We start from the raw sequence: 15,081 nt of genomic DNA on the forward strand, positions 1-15,081 counted from the left end.
TATCAAGGAAGAAGATCTGACGGTACTTGATGAATAAGCCACGGCTAATTCCGTGCCAGCAGCCGCGGTAATACGGGAGTGGCAAGCGTTATCCGGAATTATTGGGCGTAAAGCGTCCGCAGGCGGTTTTACAAGTCTGTCGTTAAAACGTGGAGCTCAACTCCATTTCGGCGATGGAAACTGTAAGACTAGAGTGTGGTAGGGGCAGAGGGAATTCCCGGTGTAGCGGTGAAATGCGTAGATATCGGGAAGAACACCAGTGGCGAAGGCGCTCTGCTGGGCCATAACTGACGCTCATGGACGAAAGCCAGGGGAGCGAAAGGGATTAGATACCCCTGTAGTCCTGGCCGTAAACGATGAACACTAGGTGTCGGGGGAATCGACCCCCTCGGTGTCGTAGCCAACGCGTTAAGTGTTCCGCCTGGGGAGTACGCACGCAAGTGTGAAACTCAAAGGAATTGACGGGGGCCCGCACAAGCGGTGGAGTATGTGGTTTAATTCGATGCAACGCGAAGAACCTTACCAGGGTTTGACATCCTGCGAATCCCTTGGAAACGAGGGAGTGCCTTCGGGAACGCAGTGACAGGTGGTGCATGGCTGTCGTCAGCTCGTGTCGTGAGATGTTGGGTTAAGTCCCGCAACGAGCGCAACCCACGTCTTTAGTTGCCAGCATTTAGTTGGGCACTCTAGAGAGACTGCCGGTGATAAACCGGAGGAAGGTGTGGATGACGTCAAGTCATCATGCCCCTTACATCCTGGGCTACACACGTACTACAATGCTACGGACAAAGGGCAGCAAACTCGCGAGAGCTAGCAAATCCCATAAACCGTGGCTCAGTTCAGATCGTAGGCTGCAACTCGCCTACGTGAAGGAGGAATCGCTAGTAATCGCAGGTCAGCATACTGCGGTGAATACGTTCCCGGGCCTTGTACACACCGCCCGTCACACCATGGAAGTTGGCCACGCCCGAAGTCGTTACTCCAACCCTTGTGGAGGAGGATGCCGAAGGTGGGGCTGATGACTGGGGTGAAGTCGTAACAAGGTAGCCGTACCGGAAGGTGCGGCTGGATCACCTCCTAACAGGGAGACAATACCTGATCGTGATGTCTGAGTACTTTATTCTCAGGCCATGATCCTGTCATCTCGAAGGTCGATCGGTACCTCAACTTGAGGGTAAGAGAAGAGCTGAGTAATCAGTTTGGAGACTTACGAATCAATTTCAGTTCCTAAACTTTGTCTAGGTCACCCCACAGAGGGTAAAGCCGAGAGCACGAGCAGCAATGCGAGTGCTGAACTGGCAAGCCGAAAGGCGAGCTGGATGCGGCAACAACTCCTGGGCCATTAGCTCAGGTGGTTAGAGCGCACCCCTGATAAGGGTGAGGTCCCTGGTTCAAGTCCAGGATGGCCCATTCGTGTTTGGGGGTTTAGCTCAGTTGGTAGAGCGCCTGCTTTGCAAGCAGGATGTCAGCGGTTCGAGTCCGCTAACCTCCATCCAATGATGTGTGCCCCAAGCAGCGAATGAAAAGGAGTTGCTGGTGAGGTGATTTAGATGGTTGACGCTGAGTCAAAAGACTCCAGCCTCGTGTCATTCTTGATTGTAGATCAAGTTGTCACGATGCTGGACTCAATGCGTTCTGGAGACAGGAGGCATTGGAGGATCAGCAGAACCTTGACAACTGCATAGGTGAGTTTGGAAATAAAGCATCTCATGGATGCTTGATTCTAAGCCGAGTAACTTCCAGCAATGGAGAGAGCTTGGTGTGGAATCAAGAAAATTCTATTGAGTTTTTAGAGCCGAGAGCTTCCAGTTTTCTTCTGAGCCCGCCGAGGGTTTGGGAGTTTGATCCTGGTATTCAAACCGCAGGGAAGAATCTGAGAAATCAGGTTTCTAAGCTGTAGGTGAATCTAGAGAGAATAGGCTTCAACAGCCTGAAGGACTGGGAGTTTAATTTGGTCAAGCTACAAAGGGCTCACGGTGGATACCTTGGCACACAGAGGCGATGAAGGACGTGGTTACCTGCGATAAGTCTCGGGGAGCTGGAAACACGCTTTGATCCGGGAATTTCCGAATGGGGCAACCCTTAGAACGGCCGCCTGAATCCATAGGGCGGCACGAGCCAACCCAGCGAACTGAAACATCTTAGTAGCTGGAGGAAAGGAAAGTAAAAACGACTCCCTGAGTAGCGGCGAGCGAACGGGGAAGAGCCTAAACCGATGGTTTCGACCATCGGGGTTGTGGGACAGCAACGTGGACCAACGGAGTTAGAAGAAGCGTTTGAATGGCGCGCCACAGAGGGTGAAAGCCCCGTATTCGAAAACAAAGTTGGCCTAGCTGTATCCCGAGTAGCACGGAGCACGTGAAATTCCGTGTGAATCTGCGAGGACCACCTCGTAAGGCTAAGTACTCCTGTGTGACCGATAGCGCAACAGTACCGCGAGGGAAAGGTGAAAAGAACCCCGGGAGGGGAGTGAAATAGAACATGAAACCGTGAGCTTACAAGCAATGGGAGCCCGACTGATCGGGTGACCGTGTGCCTGTTGAAGAATGAGCCGGCGACTTATAGGCACTGGCAGGTTAAACCGGGAATGGTGGAGCCATAGCGAAAGCGAGTCTGAATAGGGCGATCGTCAGTGTTTATAGACCCGAACCCGGGTGATCTAACCATGGCCAGGATGAAGCTTGGGTGATACCAAGTGGAGGTCCGAACCGACTGATGTTGAAAAATCAGCGGATGAGCTGTGGTTAGGGGTGAAATGCCAATCGAACCCGGAGCTAGCTGGTTCTCCCCGAAATACGTTGAGGCGTAGCGTCTAGTGCTCCAGCAGGGGGGTAAAGCCACCGTTTCGGTGCGGGCTGCGAGAGCGGTACCAAATCGAGACGAACTCTGAATACCCTGTGTGTAACTAGGCAGTCAGACTGTGGGGGATAAGCTCCATGGTCGAAAGGGAAACAGCCCAGACCGCCAGCTAAGGTCCCCAAATCAATGCTGAGTGATAAAGGAGGTGGGATTGCCCAGACAACCAGGAGGTTTGCCTAGAAGCAGCCATCCTCAAAGGAGTGCGTAATAGCTCACTGGTCGAGCGATCCTGCGCCGAAAATGAACGGGGCTAAGCATTGTACCGAAGCTGCGGATTTAACTTGTTAAATGGTAGGGGAGCGTTCCATGTGGGGTGAAGCGTTAGCGTAAGCGGGCGTGGACTGCATGGAAGTGAGAATGTCGGCTTGAGTAGCGAAAACATGGGTGAGAATCCCATGCCCCGAAACCCTAAGGGTTCCTCCGGCAGGCTCGTCCGCGGAGGGTTAGTCAGGACCTAAGGCGAGGCCGAAAGGCGTAGTCGATGGACAACAGGTCAACATTCCTGTACCTGTGATGTTTTGGGAAGGGGGACGGAGAAGGCTAGCCAAGCCAGATGTTGGTTACTGGTCCAAGCGTTCGAGGCGTTGAGAACCGGCGAAAACGGTTTGAGCTGAGGCGTGAGTGCGAGCTGCTACGGCAGCGAAGTTGGTGACGTCAAGCTTCCAAGAAAAGCCCTATACCCGTTAAGGCATCATGGCCTGTACCCGAAACCGACACAGGTGGGGTGGTAGAGAATACCGAGGGGCGCGAGGTAACTCTCTCTAAGGAACTCGGCAAAATGGCCCCGTAACTTCGGGAGAAGGGGTGCCACCGCAAGGTGGTCGCAGTGAAGAGGCCCAGGCGACTGTTTACCAAAAACACAGGTCTCCGCTAAGTCGCAAGACGATGTATGGGGGCTGACGCCTGCCCAGTGCCGGAAGGTTAAGGAAGCTGGTCAGCGCAAGCGAAGCTGGCGACTGAAGCCCCGGTGAACGGCGGCCGTAACTATAACGGTCCTAAGGTAGCGAAATTCCTTGTCGGGTAAGTTCCGACCCGCACGAAAGGCGTAACGATCTGGGCGCTGTCTCGGAGAGAGGCTCGGCGAAATAGAATTGTCTGTGAAGATGCGGACTACGTGCACCCGGACAGAAAGACCCTATGAAGCTTTACTGTAGCTTGGTATTGTGCCCGGGCTCTGAATGCGCAGGATAGGTGGGAGGCTTTGATCATCGGCTTGCGGGTCGATGTGAGCCAACGGTGAGATACCACTCTTTCAGAGCTAGGGTTCTAACAGTCACCCGTTATCCGGGGACTGGACAGTATCAGGTGGGCAGTTTGACTGGGGCGGTCGCCTCCTAAAAGGTAACGGAGGCGCGCAAAGGTCTGCTCAGGCTGGTTGGAAATCAGCCGACGAGTGTAAAAGCAGAAGCAGGCTTGACTGTGAGACCTACAAGTCGAACAGGGAGGAAACTCGGCTTTAGTGATCCGACGGTTCTGCGTGGAAGGGCCGTCGCTCAACGGATAAAAGTTACTCTAGGGATAACAGGCTGATCTCCCCCAAGAGTTCACATCGACGGGGAGGTTTGGCACCTCGATGTCGGCTCATCGCAACCTGGGGCTGAAGTCGGTCCCAAGGGTTGGGCTGTTCGCCCATTAAAGCGGTACGCGAGCTGGGTTCAGAACGTCGTGAGACAGTTCGGTCCATATCCGGTGCATGCGCAGGAATATTGAGAGGAGTTCTCCCTAGTACGAGAGGACCGGGAGGAACGCACCTCTGGTGTACCAGTTATCGTGCCAACGGTAAACGCTGGGTAGCCATGTGCGGAGAGGATAACCGCTGAAAGCATCTAAGTGGGAAGCCCACCTCAAGATGAGTATTCCCATGGCGTTAGCCAGTAAGGTCACGGGAAGAACACCCGTTGATAGGCTCTATGTGGAAGCGCAGTAATGCGTGAAGCAGAGGAGTACTAATAGACCGAGGGCTTGACCACAACTCGAGCTCTAAACAAAAAGCTTATTTCCAGAAGTTCAGCAGAGATCTGAGAAGGTCCTTGTTGTTCTAGCCTATGCAGTTCTCAGGGTTCAACCTGGGAATGAACTATCCTGGTGTCCATGGCGCAGTGGAACCACTCCGATCCATCTCGAACTCGGTTGTGAAACGCTGCAGCGGCGACGATATTTGGGGGGTAGCCCCCTGAGAAAATAGCTCGATGCCAGGTAAAACATTCATTCCAATCTTTTCAGATCACTGCTTAGATGTTGTGAGCTGAAGCAAGAGAAGCCACCCGAGAGGGTGGCTTTTTTGTTGGCTTTGGCTACGGTCTGTCGACATCCAATGGGCGCTTCACGTTGGCTGACTTGTTGCCTGCCAGCCGGCGGTTGAAGCCCTTTTGGCGGGCCTACAAATTGTGGTTGCGGCTCGATTGCGTCGATCTGAGTGCCGCATTCGCCTACCACGGGCTGCAGTCGCTCTTCCCCATGGTGCTGATCGCCATGTCCCTGGCGTCCAAGCTGTTGGGTCGTGATGAGGGCCTGTACGAGCGACTGATTGATCTGGTTTCGGAGGTGTTGCCGGTGTCGGTGATGCCCGTCTTTTCGGCCACCCTGTCGGCTTTTTTGCGGCAGGGTTTCGGGGCCGGAGTCTTGGGTGTTGTCGTGCTGGTGTTGACGGCGAGCAACGCCTATCTGACCTTGCAGCGCGGGGCTGACCGCTTGTGGTGGAATCGCCCGTTTGGCTTTGAGGGGTTGTCGTGGAAGGCCCTGGTGTGGCGCTATCTCCAGCTCCGCCTCAAGGCCTTTGGTCTGGTGTCGCTGTTTGCTCTGTTGATCGTTGTTGATCAGGCGTTCACCAACATGCGTCTGTTGGGGTCGTCGGGTTTGCGCCAATGGGCGCTGGCGCTGTGGCCCTGGGCGGAACAGTTCCAACAGCCCGTGTCCTGGGGACTCGACCTGGTGATTGCCCTGGCTCTGGCGATTGGGGCCTCCCTGTTGCTGTTGTGGGTGTTGCCCTCGCGGCGGATTCCCTGGAGGCCCCTGATCCCGGGTGCCCTACTGATCGGTGGCTCCCTCACCTTCTTGAACCTCGTGCTTGGCAGGGTTCTGGTGACCCTCGGGGTTCGTTTTCAGGCCTATGGACTGGTGGGAGGGATTTTGGTGCTCAGTCTTTGGGTTTGGCTGGTGGGGGTGATCCTCTACTACGGCCAGTGCTTGTGCGTCGTCCTGGATCGACGTCCCCGCGTCAGGATGGAGGCACCCTGAGGGCCGTCCCGGCCAGCTGTGATGCAGCGCTCGAACACCTGGATCTGGCTGCTGCTGGCTGCTGTGTTGCTGCTGGCTCCAGGCCCGGCGGGCCGTTTTCTGCTCGATCTTGTCGGTGGCCTCACCTTGGTTCTGCTGCTCCTTCCGTTGTTGTTGGGCGCTGCTGGTTTTGTGGCCTGGCAGGTGATTCAGCGGCGGCTGCGCACGTGCGAAGCCTGTGGCTTCACGAGCATGGCCACCGACCAGTGCCCCGCCTGCGGCAGCCCCCTGGCTGGAGCGAGTCCTGCTGAGCCCGGCGATGACCAACTCGATGTCAGCAACGTCACCATCGATGTTCAGGTTGTGGACGCCGACCCCACCAGCCCGGATCGCTAAGGGCCCAGAGCCCCAGACGATCGGAGGGCTTGGCCTCACCCACGGGCCAATTCTTGGAGCCTGCGTTCCCGCAGGTAGAGGAAGAGGGGCGCTCCAAAGGCGAAGGCCACCGTCACGCAGCTCAGCAGCACCCAGGGCAACCCCCGCATCTGCAGCCGCCGACTCTCCTGCACCATCCAGATCACGACCGCCGTGGCACCGATGGCCAGGTCGCGGGAGAGGGAGCTTGCGGCGGGATTGGCGTTGGCGAGCTGGACGAACAGGCCCAGATCAAAGCTCCCTCCCGTGGTGCCAATGAAGTCGAGGTTGGCCAGCCAGGGCAGCACGGCGCCGGCGACGGCCAGGGCCAGGTAGAGCCATTGGACTTTGCCACCTCGATTCAGCGTGGCTGGCGATGAAACGCTGGGGGATGGCGAGGTGTCTGGCGGATGCTGGGGCTGGGGCTCTTGGCTCATGGTTGGAGTAGTGGGTGATTGCGAGAGGGATCGCGGGCTCAGGAATTCACGCTCTTATCGGCTCACGCTCTTATGGACCCACGCTCTTATGGACTGACGGTTTCAGGAACTCAGGCTCTCAGGGATTTACGGGCTGGGCCTCAACTTTGAATCCTCCGAGCCCCCATCGGCCACCAGGGCTCCCCCCTGGTGCGCGTCGTCCCACAACAGCACCTCCTGTTCGATTGCGCTGAGCACCGTGTCGCAGCGTTCGAGATAGGTGCGGGCCTGGCGATAGAGGTCCGTGAGCTCCTCCACGTCGAGGTCGCTCGCTTGCAGGGCGGCCAGGGTCAGCTGCAACGCGGTATGGGCCTCGTTGTAGGTCAGGTCGGCGGCGGGTTGGACCTTTTTGGGCATGGATCAGGCTTCGGTGGAGGCCGCAACGGCGAGGGGGTGAATCTCGCGCACCTGGAGGTCGGCGTGCCCATCGGCTAGCTGCGCCACCACCGTTTGGCCCACCCCAAGCTGGCTGAGTGAGCGCACGAGCGTCCCGTCGGAACGGCGCAGCAGGCTGTAGCCGCGGGCCAGTTGGTGGTCGGGCGACAGGGCTTGCAGCAGCTGGCGGGCATGGCTGAGGGCTTGGCGTCGGGCCCCGATCAGCTGGCGGGGGTGGAGGGTCCGCAGCTGCTCCTGGTGACGGTTGAGCCGCTCCCGTTGGCCCTGCAACTGCAACCGCACCACCTGCCGCAGATGGCCAGCCTGCTGGCGCAACTCCCGGCGGGCCAGGCTGCGATCGGGTAGCAGGGCCACCACGGCGGCAGTGGGGGTGGCGGCTCGGTAGTCGGCCACCAAGTCCGCGACGGTGGTGTCGTCCTCGTGGCCGATGCCGCTCACCACGGGCAGGGGGCAGCGGGCCAGGCAGCGGGCCAGGGTTTCGTTGTCGAACACGGCCAGATCCTCACGGCTGCCCCCGCCCCGGGCGATCACCACCGCGTCGAGGCCCAGGGCTTCAGCCTGCCGCTCGACCTCGATCAGCGTCTGGCAGATCTGCTCCTGAACTGGCCCTTGGACGGGGATCGGCACGACCAGGATGGAGGTGGCGGGCCAGCGTTCCGCGGCGGTGCGCAGCATGTCCGCGAGGGCCGAGCTGGGACGGCTCGTGAGCAGGGCGATGCGGCGCGGGAAGGGGGGCAAGGCCCGTTTGCGGCTGGGGTCGAGCAGGCCTTCGCCCGCCAGCCGCTGGCTCACCTTTTCGAACTGGCGCAGCACGCTGGTGAGGCTGGGCCGGATGTCGAGTGCCTGGACACAGAGGGTGGCCCGGCTGCTCCAGAAATTGAGCTTGCCCACCACCACGACGCCGTCGCCGTCTTCGGGACGGAACGTCAGCTTGTCCAGCTGGGAGGCCCACACCACCGCGGAGATGGAGGCCTGGTCGTCGACCAGGGTCATCCAGAGGTGGCCCTTCTTGAGCTGGGGACGGCTGACGGTGGCATCCAGCAGGAAGCGGGGGGCAAAGCCCCGCTCCAGCAGGCTGGCCACGGCGCCATTGAGCTCGGCCACGCTGTAGCGCGGAAACGCAGGGCCCTCCGCCGCTCCGTTCATGACGAGAGCTGGCGGTAGCAGCGCCACCAGTAGAGGCTCACCAGTCCCGCCAGCAGGGCGACGGCCTGCCCGACCGGGTGGTCGATCCGGATCAGGCCGGCAACGCAGATCACCAGAGCACTGCTCAGCAGCCTGGAGCCATCCCGGCGGTTGTTGACGTAGAAGCGGGCCAAGCGGGCAACACCGGAGATCAGCAGTCTGGCCCAGCTCCGAACGGGCCTGCCGATCCCTGGCCTGGCCTTGACAGGGATCGGCGCCTCCCCTAGGCAGGAGGGGTCTGCGATCCCAGCCATCCCCGGTCTCCCCCAGCCGTCCGGTCCGTCCCTTCGCAGTCGCCTGCAGGCCCAGTTGTCGGCGCCCTTGCCCCAGCAACCGGAGCTGGTGCTGGTCACCGACCTGGATGGCACCTTGCTGGGCGGGTCCCTGGGGGAGCGGCGCCGCTTCTACGCCTGGCTCGAGCAGCAGCGCAGCCGGGTGCTGCATGTGTTTTGCACCGGCCGTGACCTCACTTCCGTGGCTCGCCTCCTGGTGGAGGACGAGCACATGGGACTGCGGGCCCCCCACCTCGTCATCGGCGATGTGGGCTGCACCGTGGCCTGTGGCGCCAGCTTGAAGCCCCTGCCCCTGGCGGTGGATCCGATCGAGGCCCGCTGGCAGGGGAAGCCGGATCGGGTGCTCACGGTGATGGCCGGGGCGGCCGGCGTGTCGGCCCAGCCGATCAGCAGCCAGCGGCGACTCGCCTACTACTACGACCCCGATTCCTTTGACCACGGCCTGATCGCCGAGCTGGAGGCCCATGGCGTCGATTGTCTGCTGTCCGACAACCGCTACCTCGATGTGCTCCCGGCCGGAGTGAACAAGGGCAGCACCCTGTTGGCCCTGCTGGACACCCTGGAGATCGACCCGACCCTCGTGGTCACCGCCGGTGACAGCCTCAACGACCTGGCCATGTTCGAGACGGGCCTGGCGGGGGTGATGGTGGGCAATGCCGAGCCAGCCCTGCGGGCCAAAGCTCAACACCTGCCCCGCACCTATGGGGCCCGGGCGTCAGGCTGCGCGGGCATCTGTGAAGGCCTGCACCACTTCGGCTTTGGCCATCTCCTGGCTCAGATCTGAGCGCCCCGCTGCTGCAGCCTGGTTTTGGTGAGGGCGGTGGCCTGGGCCTGGCGGGGATCCTCGGGCCAGGGATGGCGGGGGTAGCGCCCCCGCAGCTCCTTGCGCACCTCCGGATAGCCCCGCTCCCAGAAGCCGGCCAGGTCCTGGGTGATGGCCGCCGGCCTTCCCGCTGGCGTGAGCAAATGCACCGTGACGGCCAACCGGCCGTCGAGCACCGTCGGGGTGGTGCGGGCTCCGAACAGTTCCTGCAATTTCACCGCCAGCACCGGCGGCCCCCCGCTGTAGTCGAGGCCCACCTGGCGGCCGGAGGGTACGGGCAGGGCCACGGGTAACAGCCGTTCCAGCTCCCGCCGCAGGGCCCAGGGGCAATCGCCCCAGAGGGCTTCGCCCAGGGGCAGGCGCTGCAGGTCGTCGCGGCTGCGCAGACCGTCCAGGTGGGGGCCAAGCCAGCTGTCGAGCTCCTGCATCAGCCGGGTGGGGGCGCGGTCGGGCCAGGGCTCCCCCAGGTGCTGGTGGGCGAGGGTCAGGCGCTGCTGCAGCTGCCGGCTCGGGCGGTCCCAGGGCAGCGCCTCCAGTCCCAAGTCCCGCAAGCCGTCCAGAAGGGCGCCGCGGATCAGGTCGGGGTCGGCATCGTTCCAGGGGCGCCGCTCCAGCACCAGGGCCCCCAGGCGCAGGCTGCGCTCGCAACGCACCCGCAGTGCCTCGCCATCCCAGCGGGCTTCCACCTGGCTGTGCCCCTGGCCGCCCGGCTGCTCGGCCAGCTCCCGCAGGTGTTCCGGATCGAGGGGGACCGCCAGCTGAATGCGGGCCTCCGGCCCTTGCCCATCCAGTTGGGCCACGGCCAGGGCGGGGCAGGCCACCAGGGGGTCGTCGGGATGGAGCACGGCGCCGCGCCCGCTGCTCAACAGAAACCGGCCCGGCCGGCCTGGGCGCGCCAGGGCCAGGCGTTCCGGGTAGGCGGCGGCCACCAGCTCGGCAGCGACCGTCGCCGGGGCTGGCTCGGCCTGGGGGGGCTGCGGGTTGAGCTGGCGGACCTGGCGGCGCAGCTGGGCCTGGAGCTGGCGCAGCTGGCGTCGCCGGCTGTCGGCAGGCCGCTCCTGGTTCAGCCAGTCGACCCGGCGCAGCAGATCACTGCCGGCGTCCTGGCGGTTCAGGGGATCCCGCTCGCTGAGCAGCACCGCCAGGGCGCAGGCCAGATCCAAGGCCCCCATGGCCTGACCCAGCAGCAGCAGCTGGGCCAGGCGCGGATGCACCCCAAGGGTGGCCAACCGTTGGCCATGGGCCGTCAGACGGCCCTGGGGGGCAAGGGCGCCGAGCTGCTCGAGCCGTTGGCGTGCGTCCTGGAGGGGGGACGCTGGGGGTGGGTCGAGCCAGGCCAGGCTGCTGCCGAGGGGGTCGCCCCACTGGGCCAGTTGCAGGGCCAGGGGCAGGGGATCCACCTCCAGCAGTTCCGGGGGGTCGAAGGACGGACGCCGTTGCTGCTCTGCGGGCGACCACAGGCGCAGGCAGCGGCCTGGGGCTAGGCGCCCGGCGCGGCCGGCCCGTTGCTCGGCGCTGGCCAGGCTGGCGGGAAGGGTCACCAGGCCGTCGAGGCCGCTGCCGGGATCGAAGCGGTTGCGGCGGCTGAGGCCGCTGTCGAGCACCAGGGTGACGCCGGCCAGGGTGAGCGAGCTCTCGGCGATGGAGGTGGCCAGCACCACCTTGCCGGTGCCCTGGCCGGCGGGCTCGATGGCGCGGCTCTGGGCCTCGAGGGAGAGGTTGCCGTGCAGGGGCACACAGGCGATGCCCTCCCCGCCCCAGTCGGTGGCGGTGATCGCCCGACTGCAGGCCTGGATCTCCCGCAGCCCAGGCAGGAACACCAGCACGGTCTCCCGATCCCCACGCTGGTCGAGCCAGTGCTGCTCGAGGGCCCGCACCACCTGCTGCTCCAACCGCTCGTGAGGACGCGGGGGCTGGTGGGTGATGGTGACGGGGTGGCTGCGCCCTTCGCTGGTGAGCACGGTGGCTTCGGGAAGCTGCTGGGCCAGCGGAGCCAGGTTGAGGGTGGCGGACATCACCACCAGCCGCAGGTCGGGATTCAGCAGCTCCCGCGCCTGGCGCACCAGGGCCAGGGCCAGGTCCGTGTCGGCGCCCCGTTCGTGGAACTCGTCGAAGATCAGGCAGTCGAGCCCTTCCAGGGCGGGATCGGCCTGCAGGCGTCGCAGGAACAGGCCGTCGGTGAGCACCTCAATTCGGGTGGCTGCCGAGGTGCACGACTCCAGCCTCACGCTGTACCCCACCCGATGGCCCAGCGCTTCGCCCAGCTCGCTGGCCAGGCGCTGGGCGGCCGCCTTGGCGGCCAGCCGGCGGGGCTCCAGCATCCAGATCCTGGGGGCTGCGGGGCGGCCGGCGCCCAGGCCGTTCATCAGGGCGAGGGGGACGCGGGTGGTTTTGCCGGCACCCGGTGGTGCCTGCAGCAGCACCGTGGCTCCAGGGCCGCAGGCCTCGCACAGCGGCCCGAGCAGGCCATCGATCGGCAGGGGCGTCGGCGTGGGGCCTCAGCGCACGTGGCGAACGCCATCCACCGGGTGGTACCCCTCACCGGTGAGTTCCTCATAGACGATCGCCGGCAGTCCGGTCTCGAACATCGTCTGCAGGGCTTCTTTCAGGTAGGGGTTCCAGCCACCGGTGCTGACCTTGCCATGGCGGACGGTCCAGTCCCAGGTGCCCTGCAGGTCGCGGGGGATGCGGCCCTCACGATCCCGGCGGGCCACCAGATCCTGGGATTCAACCAGGCCCACCAGGATGGGGTCCTTGCCGTAGGCCGGGGTGATGCTCAGCTCGAGCCGGATCGGATCCTCCTTGATCAGCTTGAGGCGAAAACGGGGCGGCAGTTTGAGATTGCTCAGCACTGCAGCCACGATTCGGGTCCGTTGATCCACCGTCTGTCTCCGCTGAAAAGCACGTGCTCAACGGTGAGCCTATTCAGCTGGGGTCACCGGGGACAGCCGGCTGTTCGTTGTCCCCGCTAAACCGCACGGTGAGCAGGTCTTCCTGGGTGAGCTGACCATCCGCATCCAGCAGCTCGGGGTGGATCGTGAGTCGGCCGGTGCGATCGCTGTTGGGCTGCACCTGGGGCTGACTGGCGAGGCCTGATCCGGCGGCACCTTGGTCGCCGGGTCGAGGAATGGCTTTGAAGCCCTGACCCATCACCTTGAACGCCTGCCAGAGCAGGGCCAGGAAGCAGGCTCCGTAGAGCAGGGGGAAGAGCTGGGAGAGCAAGGCGTTCATGGCCGGGGGGCTGGCCGCAGATCAGGAGAGTCGAGCCGCAATCCCATCATTGCCTGATCCGGGGGGAGACGGAAGCGCCGGTCGCATTGGCACCGCTATTGGCCAGCATCCAGGCCCACAGGGTGGTGCAGGCTGCGCCGAAGGTCAGAAACGCGAGCAGCAGCCGACCGGTGTCCATGAATTGTTGAGATTCTTTACGCAGCTTAGGTCTTGTTTTGGCGGGGCGTGGCTCGCGGGTTGGGCGGTGCTGGGGCGGTTCCAGGGGGCGGTCCCAGGGGTGGTCAACCGGCCTGGGCAGGGGCGCCCGGGCTGCGTACGGTTTTTGACAGTTGTGCTCCATGACGATGGTTGGATCGCGCACCCGCTCCTGGGTTTGCTCCGGTGTGCTGGCCGCAGGTCTGCTGCTGCCATCGGGCGCCTGGCTCGGCACGGCCGGTGTCGGCTTTGGAGCGGGCGCTGCCCGGGCCCAGGGAGCGGTCGGGGCGGGCCTGGCCCGGCAGTCCTTTGTGGCCGCTGCCGTGCGTCGTGCCGGCCCGGCGGTGGTGACCATCGACACCGAGCGCACCGTGGTGGTGCCGGGTGGGGGCAGCGGCGGCTTGCCGCGGGGGTTGCTCAACGATCCCCTCTTCCGTCAGTTCTTCGGCATGCCCCAGCTGCAGCAGCAGCCTTCCCAGCGCAAGGAGCGCGGCCAGGGCAGTGGTTTCATCGTTCAGGCCGATGGCTTGATCCTCACCAATGCCCACGTGGTGGAGAAGAGCGACCGGGTGACGGTGGGTCTCCAGGACGGACGGCGGGTGGAGGGCACGGTGGTGGGACTGGATCCCCTCACCGACCTGGCGGTGGTGAAACTGGCGAGCGCAGGCCCTTGGCCCGTGGCGCCCCTCGGCAACTCCGACTTGCTCCAGGTGGGGGAATGGGCGATTGCGGTGGGCAACCCCTTCGGCCTCGACAACACCGTGACGATGGGGATCATCAGTAGTCTCAACCGCAACGCCAGCAAGCTCGGGATCACCGACAAGCGGCTGGACCTGATTCAGACGGATGCGGCCATCAACCCTGGCAACTCCGGCGGTCCCCTGCTCAATGCCGAGGGCGAGGTGATCGGCATCAACACCCTGGTGCGCACGGGACCGGGGGCAGGCCTGGGATTTGCGATCCCCATCAACAGGGCCCGGGAGATCGCCCGCCAGCTGATTGCTACGGGCAAGGTGAGCCATCCGATGATCGGCGTGGGCCTTGATGGGGTGAAGCCTGGCGATGGCTCAGGCCTGAGCCAGGGGGTTCGGCTGATGTCGGTGCAGCCCGGCAGCCCGGCGGCGCGGGCTGGCCTCCAGCAGGGGGACGTGATTGTGGCGGTGGCGGGTCAGCCCATCGCCAGCCCCGCCCAGCTGGTGGCGGCGGTTGAGCGGGCAGGGGTGGGCGGAAGCCTGCCGCTCACGGTGAATCGGGCTGGCCGGCTGCTGTCGGTGACCGTGGTGCCGGCCCCGTTGGCCCCCCGCTAAGCCTCCTGGCCCCACTGCTGGGTCAGGCTGGGGGCAATCTGGGGTGGTGCTCCGAGTTGCTGGCGCATCACCCATTGGGTGGCCGCCTTCTGGCTGTGCCACGCCTGCAGCAGTTGCTTGGCGATCCCCTGAAGGGTCTGCAGGTCGGCGGTGGCCTCGATGGCCCGGCTCATCCGTTCCAGCTCAAATTGTTGGCCGAGGCTGAGGGCGAGTGGTTCCGACATGGCGCACCGCTTGGCTCTGTGGATCCCCTAACGCTACAAAGTGTTTCATTTGCGTGCGTAGCGGTTGCAACAGGGCGGGCTCTCTGTGTGGGATCGCTGTTCTGGGGGTCGCCCTCCCGCGGCCTTGGCGTCGCTTCAGGGCTGCTCGCGCAGTTGCTCGACGCAGCGGGTCACACAGGCTCCGTCGTCCAGGGAGCAGGTGGTGATGCACTCGAAGTACACCTCAAGGGCGTCACCGGCCTGGGCCTGTTCGGCCTGGAGGCCCTGGCCCATGGGCTCAAAACCCGCGGCTTCGAAGCCCATGGCCCCATGGCCGAAGTTCCCTGTGCCCATGTGTGCAAATCCCATGATCTCCTGCTCCGGCGACGTCTTGTCAGCCTATGCACACCAAACCGGACACACCAGGGAAATGAGTCTTCCTGCCTAAGCAACGGTGAAGTTGTGTGTAGGCCCGGGGTGGAA

General features: G+C 63.4%; 14 protein-coding genes, 2 tRNA genes and 3 rRNA genes. 9 read left to right on the forward strand and 10 right to left on the reverse strand.

What is annotated here, in order from left to right; genetic code table 11:
* The 7 genes from KBY71_RS05765 to KBY71_RS05795 form a co-directional block, all read left to right on the forward strand.
* Positions 1 to 1,081 (forward strand): 16S ribosomal RNA (locus KBY71_RS05765); the annotation flags it as partial.
* Positions 1,082 to 1,336: 255 nt separating this feature from the next.
* Positions 1,337 to 1,410: transfer RNA gene (locus tag KBY71_RS05770), tRNA-Ile, on the forward strand.
* Positions 1,411 to 1,419: 9 nt separating this feature from the next.
* Positions 1,420 to 1,492 (forward strand) — tRNA-Ala (locus tag KBY71_RS05775).
* Between the two features lie 461 nt (positions 1,493 to 1,953).
* Positions 1,954 to 4,829, forward strand: a 23S ribosomal RNA gene (locus KBY71_RS05780).
* A gap of 111 nt (positions 4,830 to 4,940) precedes the next feature.
* Positions 4,941 to 5,057 (forward strand): 5S ribosomal RNA (gene rrf, locus KBY71_RS05785).
* A 130-nt stretch (positions 5,058 to 5,187) separates the two neighbouring features.
* Positions 5,188 to 6,096, forward strand: a complete 909-nt coding sequence (locus KBY71_RS05790; RefSeq protein ID WP_254928005.1) for a YihY/virulence factor BrkB family protein — start codon at positions 5,188 to 5,190, stop codon at positions 6,094 to 6,096.
* A gap of 21 nt (positions 6,097 to 6,117) precedes the next feature.
* Complete coding sequence (locus KBY71_RS05795) at positions 6,118 to 6,471, forward strand: hypothetical protein (protein WP_254928006.1); 354 nt, start codon at positions 6,118 to 6,120, stop codon at positions 6,469 to 6,471.
* Positions 6,472 to 6,506: 35 nt separating this feature from the next.
* On the opposite strand, the gene KBY71_RS05800 is transcribed toward KBY71_RS05795, so the two are convergent.
* The 4 genes from KBY71_RS05800 to KBY71_RS05815 form a co-directional block, all read right to left on the reverse strand.
* The gene (locus tag KBY71_RS05800; protein WP_254928007.1) at positions 6,507 to 6,926 is read right to left on the reverse strand and encodes a DUF2834 domain-containing protein; all 420 of its coding nucleotides are present in this window, start codon (positions 6,924 to 6,926) and stop codon (positions 6,507 to 6,509) included.
* Between the two features lie 126 nt (positions 6,927 to 7,052).
* Positions 7,053 to 7,322, reverse strand: coding sequence for an exodeoxyribonuclease VII small subunit (locus tag KBY71_RS05805; RefSeq protein WP_254928008.1), 270 nt, complete (start codon positions 7,320 to 7,322; stop codon positions 7,053 to 7,055).
* Positions 7,323 to 7,325: 3 nt separating this feature from the next.
* A complete protein-coding gene (xseA, locus tag KBY71_RS05810) occupies positions 7,326 to 8,507 on the reverse strand; it encodes an exodeoxyribonuclease VII large subunit (RefSeq protein WP_254928042.1) in 1,182 nt (393 codons plus the stop codon).
* Positions 8,504 to 8,800, reverse strand: coding sequence for a hypothetical protein (locus KBY71_RS05815; protein ID WP_254928044.1), 297 nt, complete (start codon positions 8,798 to 8,800; stop codon positions 8,504 to 8,506). The genes xseA and KBY71_RS05815 overlap by 4 nt, the downstream gene beginning before the upstream one ends.
* A 55-nt stretch (positions 8,801 to 8,855) precedes the next feature.
* On the opposite strand from KBY71_RS05815, the gene KBY71_RS05820 reads away from it, so the two are divergent.
* On the forward strand, positions 8,856 to 9,623 hold the full coding sequence (locus tag KBY71_RS05820) for an HAD family hydrolase (RefSeq protein ID WP_254928009.1): 768 nt from the start codon (positions 8,856 to 8,858) through the stop codon (positions 9,621 to 9,623).
* Here the strand turns inward: KBY71_RS05820 and hrpB are convergent.
* From hrpB to KBY71_RS05840, 4 genes are read right to left on the reverse strand one after another with little or no spacing between them, the layout of a single operon-like run.
* Entirely contained in the window at positions 9,614 to 12,142 is a 2,529-nt protein-coding gene (hrpB, locus tag KBY71_RS05825) for an ATP-dependent helicase HrpB (protein WP_254928043.1), read from the reverse strand. The two genes, KBY71_RS05820 and hrpB, sit on opposite strands and share 10 nt — an antisense overlap.
* Before the next feature lie 18 nt (positions 12,143 to 12,160).
* Positions 12,161 to 12,544, reverse strand: coding sequence for a hypothetical protein (locus KBY71_RS05830; protein WP_254928010.1), 384 nt, complete (start codon positions 12,542 to 12,544; stop codon positions 12,161 to 12,163).
* 43 nt (positions 12,545 to 12,587) lie between these two features.
* Entirely contained in the window at positions 12,588 to 12,893 is a 306-nt protein-coding gene (locus tag KBY71_RS05835) for a DUF2973 domain-containing protein (RefSeq protein ID WP_254928011.1), read from the reverse strand.
* A 46-nt stretch (positions 12,894 to 12,939) separates the two neighbouring features.
* Positions 12,940 to 13,071 carry a hypothetical protein gene (locus KBY71_RS05840; RefSeq protein ID WP_254928012.1) on the reverse strand — a complete coding sequence of 44 codons (132 nt, stop codon included), beginning with the start codon at positions 13,069 to 13,071 and terminating at the stop codon, positions 12,940 to 12,942.
* 166 nt (positions 13,072 to 13,237) lie between these two features.
* On the opposite strand from KBY71_RS05840, the gene KBY71_RS05845 reads away from it, so the two are divergent.
* On the forward strand, positions 13,238 to 14,395 hold the full coding sequence (locus KBY71_RS05845; RefSeq protein WP_396095079.1) for a trypsin-like peptidase domain-containing protein: 1,158 nt from the start codon (positions 13,238 to 13,240) through the stop codon (positions 14,393 to 14,395).
* Here KBY71_RS05845 and KBY71_RS05850 read toward each other — a convergent pair.
* The gene (locus KBY71_RS05850; protein ID WP_254928014.1) at positions 14,392 to 14,619 is read right to left on the reverse strand and encodes a hypothetical protein; all 228 of its coding nucleotides are present in this window, start codon (positions 14,617 to 14,619) and stop codon (positions 14,392 to 14,394) included. The two genes, KBY71_RS05845 and KBY71_RS05850, sit on opposite strands and share 4 nt — an antisense overlap.
* Positions 14,620 to 14,754: 135 nt before the next feature.
* Entirely contained in the window at positions 14,755 to 14,967 is a 213-nt protein-coding gene (locus KBY71_RS05855) for a hypothetical protein (protein WP_254928045.1), read from the reverse strand.
* Between the last annotated feature and the right edge of the window lie 114 nt (positions 14,968 to 15,081).

This window comes from Cyanobium sp. T1B-Tous, from assembly GCF_024345475.1.
Taxonomy (GTDB): domain Bacteria; phylum Cyanobacteriota; class Cyanobacteriia; order PCC-6307; family Cyanobiaceae; genus Cyanobium_A.